Genomic DNA, 15,658 nt, shown 5'->3' on the forward strand with positions numbered 1-15,658 from the left:
CACAGGACCGTCCCGGAGGACCCACCGCCATGCACCTTGCTTCGCAGCCCGTCGGCCGGCGGGAACGGAACAAGCAGGCCAAGCTTGACCGGATCACGGCGGCTGCCCGTGAACTGTTCGCCGAGCACGGCATTGACGACGTCACCACGCAGCAGATCGCGGACAAGGCCGACATCGGCACGGGCACCTTGTTCCTGTACGCCAAGAGTAAGGGCGAGCTGCTGCTGCTGGTCCAGAACTCGGCCTACGCGGATGCCCTCACCAGGGGCACCGCGGACGCTGCGGAAACCACGGAACCGCTCGACGCCGTGATGGCGATCATCCGGCCGGTGGTGGAGTGCAACCGGACCCAGATCGACAACGGCCGCACCTACCTGCGGGAGATGGTGTTCGGCGACCCCAGCGAACCCCACCACCACGCTGCCCTGACGCACGCCGCGGGGACCGAGGCCGCAATCGCCGGCGTCCTGCAGCGTGACGGCCGCACCACGCCCGATGCTGCGGCCACGCTCGCCCGTGTGGTCTCCGCCATCATGTTCGTCAGCATGGCCGCGGCGACCAACGTCGCGTGGTCGGTGGAGGACCTGCTTATGGACATCCGGGAGCAGGTCGCAGCAATCCTTCCCGGCTGAGCTGCGGCAGCGGGGCCCGGCCGGGCGCTTCTGGAATCACTCTGAAAGATCCTCAAGATGCTCCGTCAGGACGGGAGAAAAGCTGGCTGCACCAGGTCAGCTGAACGGGACTCTTACGGGCTTGAACCTGAACGGACCACCACATTCTTTCCCGAACGGGTACTCCCCGGTCGACTCCGTTTCGATCTGCAGCTCGCCGCCGTTCCGGGCCCCTGACAAGGCGACCACCTCCACATTGATGGATGTGACATTTACGGGCGGAACCAGGTATGGCCGGGACTGCGGGACCAGCCACCGGCCGACGTCGCTCTTCACCACGGGTTCCGGGGTGCATCCCTCTCCGAAGCATGCCGCAACCGACGCCGGCTCCTGGGAGAAGATCAGCTCCACATGACCATCAAACCCGTAACCCACTGCCGGGCAGACTTTGCTGCCCGGCAGCGTCTCACCGAACAGCAGTGCGAGGGACACCAAGGCGGCGCAACCACCCAGGGCGATCAGGAGCAGCCCTCGGCGCTTCACGTGAGCCTGCCCCCCTGAGTCGCCGAGAATGTGGGGCAGCGGCCGCACGTCCCGCCGGTCCGCCAGCCCGGCACGTCAGCATTCTGGGCAGTTCCTTGCCCGGCCCCGACGAGACAGCCTTGCACCGGTGGCGGCATGTGCTGCAGCGAACGCCTGAGCATTGGGCTCCACATCCACGAGTTGGCTTTTGCCGTCACGCTAACCGGTCCATACGCAGGCGCCTAGTAAGGAATATGCTCGATCGGCTCGGAAAAGACGCCCCACCGGTTCCTTATCGCGACGCCCGCAGAGCAGACTGGGACCGCAGGGGAAGGCAGCTTCAGCCCCTGGCAGACATCCGGCAGCTGCCCTCCGAGGGACATCAACGAAGCGGCAAACTCAGAACCCGTCCACGTCTCAATCGGGCATCGATACCGGAAGTTCCGGCTACGGATGGTCTCCGCGCGGTACATGATCCGTAGAGTTGCAGGCTGCACATAACGCCCACAGAAGAAAAATCCGTCAGAGCAGTCTGAGCGCTCAAGAGCGCAGGAGGAGAAAATGGGAATGTCTGCCACACCAGGCGTCAGTACCGATCAACGTCCCCCGAACGAACCGAAAGAGTCCGTGGTCAACGCCCGGGTGGATCGGGAACCGCCCGCCAACTCGACGCAGCCGGGCAAGAGCATCGACAAGCGGGTCTTCTGGCCCGCAGCCAGCATCATCCTGGTCTTCGCACTTTTTGCCATCTTGTTCCCCGCAACAGCGACGGACATGTTCAGTTCCATCCAAAGCAACGTCATCAAGTGGTTCGGCTGGTACTACGTCGCCGCCGTCGCCGTTTTCGTTGCCTTCGCTCTCTGGATCGGGCTCAGCCGCTACGGTGACATCAAGCTCGGCACGGATGAAGATGAACCGGAATTCTCGGTTATGTCCTGGTTTGCACTGCTGTTCGCCGCAGGGATGGGCATCGGTCTTGTCTTTTTTGGTGTCGCCGAACCCTTGAACCATTTCGCTTCGCCGCGTCCGGGGGTCGAAGGAACCCCGATCCAGATCGCCCAACAGGCTATGACACAGACATTCCTCCACTGGGGGCTGCACGCCTGGGCCATCTACGTCGTCGTGGGCGTCTCAATCGCCTACGCCGTTCACCGTAAAGGACGGCCCATCTCCATCCGCTGGACCCTGGAGCCCCTGCTGGGCACGCGGCGCGTTGCCGGGGGCTGGGGCAACCTCATTGACGTTGTCGCGCTCGTCGGCACGCTCTTCGGTGTGGCGACGTCCTTGGGCCTGGGCGTCCTTCAGATATCAGCAGGACTCGAAGAAGCTAACATCATGCAGGCCACCCAGATGACCCAGATCGGCCTGATCTTGTGCATCATCACCCTCACCATCGTCTCGCTCGTCTCGGGTGTAGGCAAAGGCATGAAGTGGTTGTCCAACACCAACCTCATCCTCGCCGGTGCGCTGCTGGTCTTCGTGCTCTTCACGGGCCCCACCCTGTTCCTGCTGCGTGAGTTCGTGCAAGCCATAGGCAACTACCTCCAGAACGTTATGGGCCTGACGTTCAACACACTCGCGTTCGCCGGAGCCGAGGGCGAAGCCTGGCAGGCGGCCTGGACCACGTTCTATTGGGGCTGGTGGATTTCATGGGCCCCGTTCGTCGGCATCTTCATCGCACGCATCTCCAAAGGCCGCACCGTCCGCCAATTCGTCGCCGGTGTCCTGCTGGTCCCCAGCACCGTCGGGTTCCTCTGGTTCGCTGTCCTGGGCGGCACCGCCCTCCACCGCGAGATCTTCGGCGGCGGCGGCCTGGTCGGTGCGGACGGAACCGTTAATACCGAGGGGGCGCTCTTCGGTATGCTCGGCGGACTTCCCGGCGGGACCATACTCATCATCGGCGCAATCCTCCTGATCGCAATCTTCTTCATTACCTCCGCTGACTCCGGTGCCCTGGTCATGGGCATGCTCTCGACCGGCGGCGACGTCGAACCCAAGAACTGGATCCGCATCTTCTGGGCACTCTCCGCCGCAGCCGTGGCAATCGCCCTGCTCGTGGCCAACGGACTCGCGGCCATACAGACGGCCGCGATTCTTACCGCACTGCCTTTCAGCGTCGTCATCCTGATGATGTGCGTCGCCACGGCCAAGGCCTTCCACCAGGAACACGCCATGCTCATGCGTGCCCAACGGAAGCTTGCTCGTGAGCAACTGGCAGCCCAGGTATCCGAAGACGTCCAGGACTCCATGGAGGAGCAGTATCTGGAACACGTAGCCGACCAAGTTGCCGCCGCCGTCGAATCGCAGTTCACCAAAGGTCCCTCATCACAGCCACAGAACCGCTCAGGCACAAGAGGGCTATAAAGAAATCCACTAAATCCGCACGGTGACTAGTGCGCACAAGTGGCCTCCGCACCATCAGGTGTGGAGGCCACTTGCTTAACATGGCCTACCTGCAGCTTCTTGGAAGGCGGGCACCAGGCCTGCGCCAATGAGAGGCGCCAGAATGGCGCCTAGAAGCCGTCTCAGTCCAGGCTTCCCGGTGGGGCCGGAGCTGCGGCGGCCCCGCCTGAGCGGCTCCACAGCTGCCCGATCAGGGTGAGGTGGATTACGCGGCCGGTGGTCACTGCGACGAGGAGCACGGACATCAACACAAACAGCCACCCGATGTACGAGAAGGCGAGCCCGAGGACACCGAACTGATCGGCGGAGGAGGCGAACGTCCGCGGGAGATACAGGCGCCCCACCACCGCGGCTACGGCGAATCCGAATCCGGCGAGCACTGATCCCGGGAGGAGTGCCCGCAGGCTGACGCTCCGGTTGATCACGATCCAGGATGCGAACCACCACAGCGCGGACCAGACCGCCACCTCGATGATGAACTCGAGCAATGACAAGGCGTCCGCGCCGCGCATGACGTAGCGGGTCATCAGCACGAGGACGAGCCCGATGAGGATCGCGACAATCGCGACGACCCAGCGCCACGCGAAGCGGATGGAGGCCTTCGGTGTCTTCCAGATCCTGCGGAAGCACCGCTCGAGAGCTCGGGAGAAGGCGGTCGCGGCGAGGATGAGCAGCAGCGCGCCGAAAACTTGCGTGAATGTTACCCCTCCAATTGCTTGGGGAATCGACTGCTTCACAAGTTCTGCTGTGTCATCATCGAGGCTGAGGTTCTCAGCGAACATCGCATCCGCCTCGGGATTCAGGCTCGCTCGCAACGAACCTACGACAATGAGGACCGGCAGGATCGAGGTGAACGCCTGTGCGGCGAGCGTCATTGCTCGATCGAACAGCTCGAGGTCACGAATGTCACGAAGAACACGCAGCACTAAACGTCCGGCCGTCGAGCGCACGGTGGCCCGCATCAATCGGTTCACCGCCGGCTGAACCATCGGAATCACGCATGCCCAACTTCGGCAGACCGGAATGGTCCAGACACCCGGTTCAGGTCGAAGCCGAGGATGACCAACAGCGCCATGACCATCAAGCACCTCCGAATTCCGGTCGATACACATCACTATCACCGTTCGCAGCGGGCAACGCCAGCCCCCTGGCGTCTGGCCCACAGACGACCGTCTCCCTCGCGACGGATGCGTCCAGGGTCAGTGGCTGTCCGGGCGATGGGTTGACCTGTGATGCCCCGCGCACGAGAATGCGAACCATGAGGGATCATCGCAGCCCTTCCGAGCCGGTTCCGTTCACCGCCGATGACTACGCCGCGCGGATGCGGCGGGCGGCCCAGGCCGCCGACGCTGCCGGTCTCGATGGCATCCTGGTCACTCCCGGACCGGACCTGCTGTACCTCACCGGCTATGCCCCCGTGGCCATCACTGAACGCATCACCATGCTGGTGGTCGCCGTCGACGCGGAGCCCGCCTTGATCGTTCCGAGGCTCGAGAGGCCCGATGCGGAAGCGGCCGCCGGTGCCTCGATTCTGCGGATCACCGACTGGACCGACGGGAGTGACCCCTATACGGAATCTGCGGCGCTGATGGCCGGCTCCGGGCGTTATGCCGTCTCTGACTCGGCCTGCAGGATCGGCTGCCCCAGTCGTCCTATGTTTCGATGACGACCGCCCTGCCCATGCTTCGGGCGATCAAGGATGACGCCGAGATCGAACGGCTTGCGGCGGCCGGAGCGGCCGCGGACCAGGCGTACGAGGAGATCGTCAACGTGCGGTTCGCCGGGCGCAGCGAGACCGACGTCGGCTCTGATCTCGCCGCCCTGCTTCGCCGGTTCGGTCATTCGCAGGTGGACTTCACCGTCGTCGGTTCGGGTCCGAACGGAGCCAACCCTCACCACGAGATCGGGCCGCGGATCATTGAGGACGGCGACATGGTGGTGCTCGACTTCGGCGGCCTCAAACACGGCTACGGATCAGACACGACGCGGACGGTGCATGTCGGCGAACCCACCGCCGAGGAGCGCGAGGTTCACGACGTTGTCAGACAGGCGCAGCAGGCCGGGTTCGAGGCCGTGCGGCCGGGCGTCGAGTGCCAGGAGATCGATCGCGTGTCCCGGGCGGTGATCACTGAAGCCGGCTACGGCGACTACTTCATTCACCGCGTCGGGCACGGAATCGGACTGACAACACACGAGCCGCCGTACATGGTTGAGGGCGAAACCCAGGTCCTCCACCCCGGCATGTGCTTCTCAATCGAGCCCGGAATCTACCTGCCGGGCAGGTTCGGCGTGAGGATCGAGGACATTGTGACGGTCGTTCCCGACGGCGGACGCCGACTCAACCAGACCCCGCACGAGATGAGAATCGTCCACTAGAAAACCAACGCGGTCCACAACCTGACCGGCCAACCCCGCTGGGCGTTACCCGGTCCGCCGTAGTCAGCCACTCCCCCACAACCGAAATGGACTGTCCAGGACACCAAACCTGAAAGTCATGTCGACTCGGAGGCGAGGATGCACGAACTCTTGACTTTGGAAAAGGACTAGGAAGGATCACTGACGCGGGCTCGGCGGGTTCTAGGGAAGGGCCTAGTGAAGGCCCATAGCGTTGCGTACTTCATCCAGGATGTGGTGCATGGCAGTCTCGGCTGCTGTCGCGTCCCCGCCGGCGACGGCGGCGGCCACGTCCTCGTGGGCGTCGAGGGCTTCGGGTCTGGGTTTGAAGGGCATGAGGCCCTGCCGGGTGCGGCTGGTGAGCACCTCCGCCACCATGCCTTCCAGGGCCAGGAACATCTCATTGCCGCAGCTCTGCAGCAGCAGGCAATGGAATTCGATGTCTGCCGCCAGGAATGCCTCAAGCTCCCCGGCGTCCCCGAGCCGGCGCAGATCCGCGGCCAGCGACGTCAGCTTTGCCCGCTCGGCGGCGCTCGCCCGGCGGGCGGCGCCGGCTGCAGCAATAGGTTCGACGGCGATGCGCAGCTCGGTGAGGCTGCTGTACTGGATCTCGCGCCGGTCTGAGGCGAGCCGCCAGCGCACGAGCTTGGGGTCAAAGACATTCCAGAGCCGGCGCTCCTGCACCACGATGCCCACCCGCCTGCGCGAGTACACCAGGTTCATGGACTCGAGGACCTTCATAGTGTCGCGTGCCACGGTCCGGGAAATGCCGTATTCCTGCTGGATTCCCTCAAGGGTAAGCCGGCTTCCCGGCGGTAATTCGCCGGAAGCAATGGCAACGCCAACCGCCTCCAAAACGCGTTCAGTCATCGCCGGGGAGGCCCCGCCGTCGTGCGCGTTGCCCGCGTCCTGTGCTGTCGCCGTCGACATCTTTCCTGCCTTCCTCTGCGCCTGCGCGCACCTCCAGCTTACTCAAAAGAAGCGAAAGATATGACTTTTGACACACAAAGGTAGTATCTATTTGGTGAAAAGGTGCTACCTTTTTCCAGGCGCACCTCCCCGGCGATGCGCGATGAGCGTTCTTCACTAAGCCAACGGCGTCTTCTTCGGAGGTAAAACATGCAGTATCCCACCACGCACCTGGTGGTGATGGGCGTTGCCGGTTCCGGCAAGTCCACCATTGCGGCAGCTCTCTCCCAGCAGCTGGGCTGGGCATGTGCGGAAGCCGACGAGTTCCATCCGCAGACCAACATCCAGAAAATGAGCCAAGGCATTCCCCTGCAGGACGAGGACCGCTGGCCCTGGCTGCAGCAGATCCAGAACTGGATGACCACCCAGGCCAAGGCTGGCAAAAGCACAGTGCTCACCTGCTCCGCCCTCAAGCAGAGGTACCGGCAGCTGCTCGCCCAGGCGGAGGGCCGCGTCTTGTTCCTGCACCTCCACGGCGAAGCGGACCTGATTGGCCAGCGCATGCAGGGCCGCGAAGGGCACTTCATGCCGCCCACGCTCCTGCCCAGCCAGCTGGCAACCCTGGAACCGCTGAGCGACGACGAACTCGCCACCGGAAGCCTCCGCCTGGACATCTCCAAATCCCCTGAAGAGCTCGTGAGCACCATCGTCGCCTCGCTGAAGCTCCCGGCCGCGCCCGCGTCCTAACCTTTCCACCCCCAACCATCCAGTTTCAAAGGAGAACCATGGTCATCGAAGGATGGACCCAAACGATGGGAGCAGGCCCCCTGCTGCTCATCGCCGCGGCCGCGATCGCCGCGCTGCTGTTCCTGATCATCAAGCTTCGTATGCACGCGCTGCTCGCGCTGATCCTCATCAGCCTCGCAACCGCCTTCGCCACGGGCATCCCCGCCAACCAGGTGGTGCCCGTACTGATCAACGGCTTCGGCACAACCCTGGGCACAGTGGCGCTCCTCGTGGGACTTGGCGCAATGCTCGGCCGCATCGTGGAAACCAGCGGCGGCGCCAAGGTCCTGGCCGACTACCTGATCGGCCTCTTCGGCGAAAAGCGTGCCCCTTTCGCGCTAGGCATTGCGTCCCTGATTTTCGGCTTTCCCATCTTCTTCGACGCCGGCCTGATGGTCATGCTGCCTGTCATCTTCGCCGTCGCCCACCGCCTCGGCGGGGGTGTGCTCCGCTACGGCCTGCCCGCCGCCGGCGCATTCTCCGTAATGCACATCTTCCTGCCGCCGCATCCAGGGCCGGTATCCGCATCCGCCTTTTTCGAAGCCAACGTTGGCTTGGTAACCCTTGCCGGCCTCATCGTCGTCATCCCCACCTGGTACGTCACCGCCTACCTCTTCGGCCTGTACATGGGCAAGAAGCTCGTGCTGCCGGTTCCGGAAATCCTGGGCCACGCCAGCGCCGAAGCCGAGAGCCACCCGCCGCGCTTCCGCACTATTGTGGGACTGCTGCTCCTGCCGCTGGTCCTGATCTTCATGAACACCGGGCTGAACACGCTGGCCGCCTCCGGTGTGTTGAGTGAAGGCGTCAAGGACGAGCAGTGGTTCCAGATCCTGCGCACCCTCGGTGAAACCCCGGTGGCCCTGCTGATTTCCGTGATCGTGGCCATATACGTTCTTGGCCTCAGGCGCGGCAAGGATGCAGGTGCGCTGGAGAAACTGCTCGAATCCTCCCTGGGCCCGGTCTGCTCCGTCATCCTGATCACCGGTGCCGGCGGCATGTTCGGCGGCGTCCTGCGCACCTCCGGCATCGGCACCGCACTTTCCGATGTCCTGGGTGACCTGGGCATCCCGCTCATCCTGGCCGGCTTCCTGATCGCAGCCATCCTGCGCATCGCGCAGGGTTCCGCCACCGTGGCGCTGACAACCACCGCGGGCTTGATCGCCCCGGCCGTGGCGCTGGCAGGACTGAACGAAATGCAGGTCGCCGCCATGGTCATCGCCGTCGCCGCGGGTTCCGTGGTGGTTTCCCACGTCAACGACTCCGGCTTCTGGCTGGTGGGCCGCTTCTTCGGGATGGACGTCAAGACCACCCTGAAGACCTGGACCGTAATGGAAACCCTCATCGGCGTCATGGGCTTCGCCATCGCCGCCGTGATCTTCCTCCTTGCCGGGCTGGCAGGTTAGCGTCGAGAAAACTCACTGGCGGGCGCCCGCTTTTATTGAAATGGTCCCTGAAAGTTGGACTGGCTGAATGGATCCTAAGCCGCGAGGGCCTGGGAGGTGTCCGTAAACCGCTCGGACGACTGGGCCCTGCTCCCCGCCCAGCACAGCCCGGTCAGCCGGGCGGGCGCGGACCGGTTGCGGCGCCGTGACGGAGCGATCGACGAGGGAGGCGTCCCGGACGGCCGGCCCGCCGGAAGTCGTTAGGTGTCGTGTCCCGCCGGTCTCGTGGGAAGGATGCGAGGGGGTGGCGAGGGCTCCTCGACGCGGATGGGCAGCTCGTCGTCCCCCCGAAGAATGGCGCGGAGCAGCCGCCGCTCCTCCCACCTGAGCGACCTGAGCGCGTGGCCGCGCCGCAGTACCAGACCCCCGTTCCGGGTGGCGTACCGCTTCTGCAGATCTCCCAGCTCCTCGGCTCGCAGCAGCGCGACCGTGCTACCCGCAGCCGAGTCGACCACGCGGACCAGCGAGGAGGGTCCCCTCAGATCGGTCGCAACTACGCGCCGCTCGCTCTCGGCGAGGATTGTCTTCTGCGCTGCGCGTGTCACGACCAAGGGACGGGATGGCCCGTCCAGCAGTCCGGTCAGCACGTCCGCCGCAGCGTCAGGGCGGCCCGTTCTCCGCGCCGCCGCCTGCATCCGCTGAAGTCGACCCGGCTCCCGCAGCACCTCGTCGATCTTCCAGCCGATCGTCGCGGGAGTGTTGCAGCGGACCGCTGCCCCCTGCTCCATCAGGTAATCGCCGTTGCGAACCTCCTGCCCCGGGATGGGGTTCACAAGCACCATGGGCAGCCCTACAGCCATGCACTCCGACGCCGACAGCCCGCCCGGCTTGCCCACAAACAGGTCGGCGCTGCGCAGCAGCTGCGGCATCTCCGCCGTGAAGCCGAGCACGCGGTAGCGGTCGCCAGCGGGCGCCACCAGCTCCTCGATACGCTGCCGTAGCGCATCGTTACGTCCGCACACTACCGTGGCAGTGAAGGACGAGCGCATGTGCAGCGTCTGCCGCACGACGGAGACGGCATAGTCGCCGCCAGTCGCGCCCGCCGAGATCAGCAGCTTCGGGGGGTCGTTTGCATCGCGCGCAGGCGCTACGTTCAGCTGGGTGGCGATCGGGATGCCCGTGGCCGCGACGCGGTCGGGGGGCAAACCCAGCGCCATCAGTTCAACCCTCCCCTCCTCCCTGGCCAGGAAGAGCGCGTGGAACGCGCCCGTAAGCCATAGGCCCTGGAAGTCGTAGTCCGTCGTGACGACGGCGGTCCTCGCGTCAATCACGCCGCGAAGGAGCAGTGACGCCAGCAGTTGGGCTGGCAGGAAGTGCGTGCACACGATCGCGGTCGGCCGGAATCGCTTGATCGCACCGATCACTGGAAGGGCGTTCACCCGTGTCCACGGGTCTACTGGGCCCCGGCGCCGGAACGGACGGTCGTTGATGTCGTAGCCCCACTCGATCAGCCAGGGCAAGTCCTCGACCAGGACGAAGTAACCCTTGCCCAGCAGTGTGCGGTAGAGCACGCTGCTCACCTGCAGCACATCCAGCACCTGCACTTCGTCGATGTCGGCGCGCGCGGCACACGCCTGCTGCACCGCCGCCGCGGCGCTGTTGTGCCCCGCTCCTACCCCTGCTGACAGGATAAGTACGCGCTCCCTCCCAGCGGCGTCGGGGCCTCGTGCCGACGTTCTGCGCATGAAGAGAGTTTAGCGGGAGCTGTGAACGCGAAACCCAACGGAAGGACGAACGAGGATGAACACCCAGAACGCACCCCGCAGGGCGGCACCCGGGCTGCCGTAGTCAGCCCGCTCACCTACACAACCGAATAGGCCGGTCCGGGACGCCACACACCCGGAACATCAGATCAGTGGCGAGAGTGTGGACACTGTCCACACGAAGAAACACCAGAAAAGGCCCTGACCTGCAGAAATCTTGTGCCCGAGGTGGGACTCGAACCGGGTTCCAGCCCCTGCAAACACTGGACTCCCGCCGAAACATACGGAATCCGGCCCAGTCCGGCACCGATACGACCCAGTCCGTGACCCAAAGTGTGGACACTGTCCACACCCCCAATTCTCCCCGCTAAAGGCACCCAGCCGCACCCCCGCATGGACGGGGTGCGGCATTTCTCTGTCTCGACAAAGTTGAAGAAGCCGTAGGACTCCACGTGCGGCAGCAACCTGGTCATGACCTCGCTCATTGCGGGCTCTTGGGCAGACCGCGCAGGGCTGTCCGTCGCTAGGCTTCTCATAACGCTTCCACCTCCGTTCATCCCTTCATGGTCCGCAGCGTCGAGAGCCGCATGACCGGGGAGTGCCCCTCAGAACCTCTCCCCCGATGCCAGAACCAAGCGCGCAGCAAAGGGCCTCCCATCTTGCGAGGACGGGAGACCCTTTGCGGTCTGGGGTCTAAGTCGACCGCCGCGGGTTAGCCGGCGTAGGGGTCGGCGATGCCGATGTACTGGGTGTAGAGGTATTCCTCGATGCCCTCGAGGCCGCCTTCCCGGCCCAGTCCTGACTGCTTGACCCCGCCGAAAGGCGCCGCGGCGTTGGAGACCACACCGGCGTTCAGGCCCAGCATGCCGGTCTCCAGGCGTTCGCCCATCCGGATGCCCCGGTTCAGGTCCCGCGTAAAGACGTAGGCCACCAGGCCGTACTCGGTGTTGTTCGCCAGCCGGATGGCCTCGTCCTCGGTGTCGAACGTGATGATCGGCGCAACGGGCCCGAAGATCTCCTCGGACAGGATCCGGGTCCCTTCATGCACGTCGAGGAGAAGCGTTGGCCGGTAGAAATACCCTGGACCGTCAATTTGTGACCCGCCCATGATTAGGACGGCACCATCCCTTACAGCGTCGGTGACGAGCTCGTGGACCTTGTCCCGGCTCTTGGCATCGATCAGCGGGCCGACCTTGGACTCCGCCTCGGTGCCGCGGGCGGTGGTCATGCCGGCCATCTTGGCGGCGAACTTCTTCGCGAACTCCTCCGCGACCGATTCGTGGACAATGAACCGGTTCGCGGCAGTGCAGGCTTCGCCCATGTTCCGCAGCTTCGCCAGCATCGCCCCTGCGACGGCGGCGTCGACGTCGGCGTCCTCAAACACGACGAACGGTGCGTTCCCGCCGAGCTCCATCGACGTCCGCAGCACCGTCTCGGACGCGTCCGAGAGCAGCCGGCGGCCCACCTCGGTGGAACCCGTGAAGGAGAGCTTCCGGAGCCGGGAGTCCTTGATCAGCGGACCCGTGGTGGCACCGGCCGTGGAGGTCGGGATGACATTGAGCACGCCCGCGGGCAGCCCGGCCTCCAGCATCACCGCGGCGAACAGCTGGGAGGTCAGCGGGGTCAGGTTCGCGGACTTCAGCACCATGGTGCAGCCCGCGGCGACCGCGGGGGCGACCTTTCGGGTGGCCATGGCCAGGGGGAAGTTCCACGGTGTGATGAGCAGGCAGGGGCCCACCGGCTTCTTCGTCACCAGCAGCCGGGACTTCCCGTCCGGGGACACCGAGTACCGGCCGAAGGCGCGGACGGCTTCCTCGGAGAACCAGCGCAGGAACTCCGCGCCGTAGGTGACCTCACCGCGGGCCTCGGCCAGCGGCTTGCCCATCTCCAGGGTCATCAGCAGCGCGAAGTCCTCGGCCCGTTCGGTGACGAGTTCGAAGGCGCGGCGCAGGATCTCCCCACGCTCCCGCGGGGGAACCTTCGCCCAGGAATCCTGCGCGGCGGCCGCGGCATCCAGTGCCGCCGCCCCGTCTTCCGGGCCGGCGTCGGCAATGCTGAGCAGGACCTTCCCGGTGGCAGGGTCCTCGACGTCGAAGGTCTTCCCGGACGCGGCCGGTCGCCACTCGCCGTCGATCAGCAGACCTGTCGGCACGGACGCCAGCAGGGCGGCTTCACGCTGGGCGTTTATTGACATCGTTCTATCTCCAAGGGGGTTTAAGGAAGTCTTAGGGGTGTGCAGCCCGACCTTCAGCAGTTTGGTACGGTCCGGCTGCCAGAGGCAGGGCATGAGGAGGTTAAATCTTCTGTGTGTCTTTCACATTGAGGAGGCAGGGTCGGCGCCGACCCTCTTGGGTCGGCACCGACGCCTTAGGTGAGAATCGGCTAGGCTCCGACCGTTGTCTTGGTGCGGATCAGGTCCAGAGCCTGAACGAGGTATCCCTTGAACACCGGGTAGTTCTCGCTCATCGGGAAGTGCCCGATGGCCTTCATCTCGATGAACTCGGCACCCGGGATCTGGCTGGCCGTGCGGGCTCCGTCTTCGGGGGTGGTGAGGTAGTCGTACTCGCCGGTCATCAGGACAACCGCGCATTTGTCGGTCTGGATCTCGCCCAGTTTGCCGCGCAGATCGTGGTCGACCGAGTAGAAGTACAGGTCACCCTTGAACGCCTCGGAACCCTGAGTGTAGTAGAACCACGTTTTCCAGCGGTCCGCCTCCGGCGATTGCGGTGCCATGAGGTCCCAGGTGCCGCTGCCGCACACCTGCGCGGCATTGGCATGGGGGTGCTGCCACCAGTCAAGGTAGAAGCCCGGTGAGTGGTCCGCTCCCTCCACAGGGATGACGGCGTCGAACCTCTCCGGGAAGCGGTGGGCAAGCTGCAGCGCTATGTTGCCGCCGAAGGAGGATCCCATGAAAATGGGGTCAACCAGTTCCAGTGCATCGACGAGGGCGACGATGAAGTTAGCGAAGTGGTCCGCGCTGAGCTGGTACTCCTCAGTCCACCACTCCGTGTTTTCAGGGGGGTCGGATTTGCCGTGGCGGGGAAGGTCGTAGGCGATGACGCGGTATTTGGCGGTGATCTCCGGGTCCTCCAGCAGACCGCGCCACTGGTGGTTGTGGGCTCCGGCGGTGTGCTGGCAGACCAGGGGCTGGCCCTGGCCGTTTTCGAGGTAGAAAACCTTGTATTCGAGGCCGTCCACGTCGACGGTGACGTAGTGGCCGGTGACGGGGGAAATTTTGCTCATGTCAGGAACTCCTATGGTCTAGACGGGTGCGCCGGTAGAGCGCAGCAGTTCGATCTGGCGGGTGAGGCAGCGCAGGTTCTGCATCAGGACCAGGACATCGCCTTCCAGCTTCATGTCGCGCTGGAAAGTGGCGGCCCAGATGCCGTGGTACATGGGAGCCGGGACGGGCTTGCCGAATTCACCCCAGGTGTGGGCGCTGGCCCGGATGGCGAACTGGTAGGGCACCTCGATGGGTCCCGGGTCCACGGAAATCTGGGCGATGGTGCCCGACACCACCCGAACAACAAAGGTGTGCGCCTCCATGTCCAGCAGGTAGGAGCAGGTGAAGTACTTTCCGTGGGCCTGGATTTCCGGATCCTGGTTGTTGGCCTCGGTGAAGCTCTGAATCCAGGATTCCACGGAAGGGGCACGTGTTGCGACCGTCATGTCTTTGTTCCTCTCATTGGTCTCGCTGAGGGTCGGGCTTCTCTGCCCGAGCCTCGAATGCGGGGTTCCTGGAGTGCCTTTGGCGGCTGTCTCCGTTGGCAACCCTTCGCTGTTTCCATTGCAGCCCCCGTTGCCCCGAACGGTCCAATACCTGTGCCCTATCCACCGATAGCCTGAAACTATTGGACCCCGATTGTGGCGGACCTTACAGTTGAACGATGCAGCAGCCACAGCTAGACCTGCGCGTCCTGCAGTACTTCGTCGCCGTTGCGGAAGAACTGCACTTTGGTCGAGCCGCTGCGCGGCTCCATATCGCGCAACCATCCCTCAGCGTGCAAATAAGGAAGCTTGAACACGCCCTGGGCACTCCCCTGCTGCTCCGGACCAGCCGCAGCGTCTCCCTGACCAGTGCCGGGGATGTCCTGATGGGTGAAGCCAAGCGTCTTTTAGCCGCCGCCGAGCGCGCCGTTTCGCTGACGCGTGAGGTGGCCAGCGGAGTGCGGGGCACCCTCATAGTCGGCTTTCAGGCCAACGCGGCTGCCGAACTGACCCCGCGAATCCTCGCCGCCTTCAAGAACAACCACCCGGAAATTCACGTGCAGATGAGGTCTTTCGATTTCGCTGATCCCACAGCGGGATTGGCCGATGGAAGCGCTGACGTGGCATTTGTGCGGCCGCCCCTGCCGGCGGCTGACTGGCTCGCCATGGAGACACTGTTCATTGAGCCGCGGGTCCTCGTAGTTGCCAGCAGTTCCCGTTTTGCCGGGCTGTCTGAGGTGTCGGTGGAACAGGTCGTTGATGAGTCTTTCGTCGCCCGCAAGGCTCCGGATAAGTGGAGGGATTTCTGGCTCGCAACCCAGGCCCGCGGCGGGCAGCCGGTCCGTCTGGGCACTCAGGTAGCCACCGTCGACGAGTGTTTCGAAGCCATCATGGGTGAGCGGGGCATTGCGTTCACCCAGGCCTCCACGCAGCGTTTCTATGACCGTCCGGGGCTATCTTTCATCCCGGTCAGAGACGTCCCGCCCTCGCCGCTGTCGATTGCATGGCGTACTGATGTCAATGACGGGCTGGCACGTGAGTTCGTGGAGACCGCCCGGACCCTGGCCGCCTTCGGAGGCGTACCCAATCTCGTCGACTCCCGTCGGCCTGCCACGGTTTCCACTTCGTTCCAGTCCAATTAGCCCCGGTGACGGCCGCAGTTCAGGGCGTTGTGGAGGTA

Annotated in this window: 14 protein-coding genes; 7 read left to right on the plus strand and 7 right to left on the minus strand. The window is 64.5% G+C overall.

Annotation, left to right across the window (positions count from 1 at the left end):
- Positions 1-29: 29 nt before the first annotated feature.
- Positions 30-632: a TetR/AcrR family transcriptional regulator gene (locus AR539_RS14910; RefSeq protein WP_066438494.1), complete on the plus strand. Its 603-nt coding sequence runs from the start codon at positions 30-32 to the stop codon at positions 630-632.
- A gap of 96 nt (positions 633-728) precedes the next feature.
- Here the strand turns inward: AR539_RS14910 and AR539_RS14915 are convergent, their stop codons facing one another.
- Positions 729-1,154 carry a hypothetical protein gene (locus AR539_RS14915; protein ID WP_157361025.1) on the minus strand — a complete coding sequence of 142 codons (426 nt, stop codon included), beginning with the start codon at positions 1,152-1,154 and terminating at the stop codon, positions 729-731.
- Positions 1,155-1,700: 546 nt separating this feature from the next.
- On the opposite strand from AR539_RS14915, the gene AR539_RS14920 reads away from it, so the two are divergent.
- Positions 1,701-3,497, plus strand: coding sequence for a BCCT family transporter (locus AR539_RS14920; protein ID WP_082699383.1), 1,797 nt, complete (start codon positions 1,701-1,703; stop codon positions 3,495-3,497).
- A 161-nt stretch (positions 3,498-3,658) separates the two neighbouring features.
- Here the strand turns inward: AR539_RS14920 and AR539_RS14925 are convergent, their stop codons facing one another.
- Positions 3,659-4,525 (minus strand): YhjD/YihY/BrkB family envelope integrity protein, encoded by an 867-nt coding sequence (locus AR539_RS14925; RefSeq protein WP_231728664.1) that lies wholly within the window; start codon positions 4,523-4,525, stop codon positions 3,659-3,661.
- A 269-nt stretch (positions 4,526-4,794) separates the two neighbouring features.
- Here AR539_RS14925 and AR539_RS19855 point away from each other — a divergent pair, with 269 nt between their 5' ends.
- Both AR539_RS19855 and AR539_RS19860 read left to right on the plus strand, forming a co-directional pair.
- Positions 4,795-5,202 (plus strand): aminopeptidase P family N-terminal domain-containing protein, encoded by a 408-nt coding sequence (locus AR539_RS19855; RefSeq protein WP_331457493.1) that lies wholly within the window; start codon positions 4,795-4,797, stop codon positions 5,200-5,202.
- Positions 5,199-5,912 (plus strand): M24 family metallopeptidase, encoded by a 714-nt coding sequence (locus AR539_RS19860; RefSeq protein ID WP_331457494.1) that lies wholly within the window; start codon positions 5,199-5,201, stop codon positions 5,910-5,912. Before AR539_RS19855 ends, AR539_RS19860 begins: the two co-directional genes overlap by 4 nt.
- A gap of 213 nt (positions 5,913-6,125) precedes the next feature.
- On the opposite strand, the gene AR539_RS14935 is transcribed toward AR539_RS19860, so the two are convergent.
- Positions 6,126-6,860, minus strand: a complete 735-nt coding sequence (locus AR539_RS14935) for a FadR/GntR family transcriptional regulator (protein WP_082699385.1) — start codon at positions 6,858-6,860, stop codon at positions 6,126-6,128.
- Positions 6,861-7,049: 189 nt separating this feature from the next.
- On the opposite strand from AR539_RS14935, the gene AR539_RS14940 reads away from it, so the two are divergent.
- Together AR539_RS14940 and AR539_RS14945 are read left to right on the plus strand one after the other, a co-directional pair.
- Positions 7,050-7,586, plus strand: a complete 537-nt coding sequence (locus tag AR539_RS14940; RefSeq protein ID WP_066438510.1) for a gluconokinase — start codon at positions 7,050-7,052, stop codon at positions 7,584-7,586.
- 38 nt (positions 7,587-7,624) lie between these two features.
- A complete protein-coding gene (locus AR539_RS14945) occupies positions 7,625-9,028 on the plus strand; it encodes a GntP family permease (RefSeq protein WP_066438513.1) in 1,404 nt (467 codons plus the stop codon).
- A 239-nt stretch (positions 9,029-9,267) separates the two neighbouring features.
- On the opposite strand, the gene AR539_RS14950 is transcribed toward AR539_RS14945, so the two are convergent.
- The 4 genes from AR539_RS14950 to AR539_RS14965 form a co-directional block, all read right to left on the minus strand.
- Entirely contained in the window at positions 9,268-10,752 is a 1,485-nt protein-coding gene (locus AR539_RS14950; RefSeq protein ID WP_066438516.1) for an MGDG synthase family glycosyltransferase, read from the minus strand.
- Between the two features lie 730 nt (positions 10,753-11,482).
- Positions 11,483-12,964, minus strand: coding sequence for an NAD-dependent succinate-semialdehyde dehydrogenase (locus tag AR539_RS14955; protein ID WP_066438518.1), 1,482 nt, complete (start codon positions 12,962-12,964; stop codon positions 11,483-11,485).
- Positions 12,965-13,152: 188 nt separating this feature from the next.
- Positions 13,153-14,013, minus strand: a complete 861-nt coding sequence (locus AR539_RS14960) for an alpha/beta fold hydrolase (protein ID WP_066438522.1) — start codon at positions 14,011-14,013, stop codon at positions 13,153-13,155.
- Between the two features lie 18 nt (positions 14,014-14,031).
- Complete coding sequence (locus AR539_RS14965) at positions 14,032-14,439, minus strand: hypothetical protein (RefSeq protein WP_066438524.1); 408 nt, start codon at positions 14,437-14,439, stop codon at positions 14,032-14,034.
- Between the two features lie 218 nt (positions 14,440-14,657).
- On the opposite strand from AR539_RS14965, the gene AR539_RS14970 reads away from it, so the two are divergent.
- The gene (locus AR539_RS14970) at positions 14,658-15,620 is read left to right on the plus strand and encodes a LysR family transcriptional regulator (protein WP_066438526.1); all 963 of its coding nucleotides are present in this window, start codon (positions 14,658-14,660) and stop codon (positions 15,618-15,620) included.
- Positions 15,621-15,658: the final 38 nt, after the last annotated feature.

The organism is Arthrobacter sp. EPSL27 (assembly GCF_001512305.1).
GTDB lineage: Bacteria > Actinomycetota > Actinomycetes > Actinomycetales > Micrococcaceae > Arthrobacter.

What these genes read in the sequence shown, in the direction of transcription:
- AR539_RS14960 (WP_066438522.1), bottom strand. Translation starts at nt 14,013, where the DNA reads ATGAGCAAAATTTCCCCCGTCACCGGCCACTACGTCACCGTCGACGTG.
- AR539_RS14925 (WP_231728664.1), bottom strand. Translation starts at nt 4,525, where the DNA reads ATGGTTCAGCCGGCGGTGAACCGATTGATGCGGGCCACCGTGCGCTCG.
- AR539_RS14950 (WP_066438516.1), bottom strand. Translation starts at nt 10,752, where the DNA reads ATGCGCAGAACGTCGGCACGAGGCCCCGACGCCGCTGGGAGGGAGCGC.
- AR539_RS19855 (WP_331457493.1), top strand. Translation starts at nt 4,795, where the DNA reads ATGAGGGATCATCGCAGCCCTTCCGAGCCGGTTCCGTTCACCGCCGAT.
- AR539_RS19860 (WP_331457494.1), top strand. Translation starts at nt 5,199, where the DNA reads ATGACGACCGCCCTGCCCATGCTTCGGGCGATCAAGGATGACGCCGAG.
- AR539_RS14955 (WP_066438518.1), bottom strand. Translation starts at nt 12,964, where the DNA reads ATGTCAATAAACGCCCAGCGTGAAGCCGCCCTGCTGGCGTCCGTGCCG.
- AR539_RS14970 (WP_066438526.1), top strand. Translation starts at nt 14,658, where the DNA reads ATGCAGCAGCCACAGCTAGACCTGCGCGTCCTGCAGTACTTCGTCGCC.
- AR539_RS14910 (WP_066438494.1), top strand. Translation starts at nt 30, where the DNA reads ATGCACCTTGCTTCGCAGCCCGTCGGCCGGCGGGAACGGAACAAGCAG.
- AR539_RS14945 (WP_066438513.1), top strand. Translation starts at nt 7,625, where the DNA reads ATGGTCATCGAAGGATGGACCCAAACGATGGGAGCAGGCCCCCTGCTG.
- AR539_RS14920 (WP_082699383.1), top strand. Translation starts at nt 1,701, where the DNA reads ATGTCTGCCACACCAGGCGTCAGTACCGATCAACGTCCCCCGAACGAA.
- AR539_RS14965 (WP_066438524.1), bottom strand. Translation starts at nt 14,439, where the DNA reads ATGACGGTCGCAACACGTGCCCCTTCCGTGGAATCCTGGATTCAGAGC.
- AR539_RS14935 (WP_082699385.1), bottom strand. Translation starts at nt 6,860, where the DNA reads ATGTCGACGGCGACAGCACAGGACGCGGGCAACGCGCACGACGGCGGG.
- AR539_RS14940 (WP_066438510.1), top strand. Translation starts at nt 7,050, where the DNA reads ATGCAGTATCCCACCACGCACCTGGTGGTGATGGGCGTTGCCGGTTCC.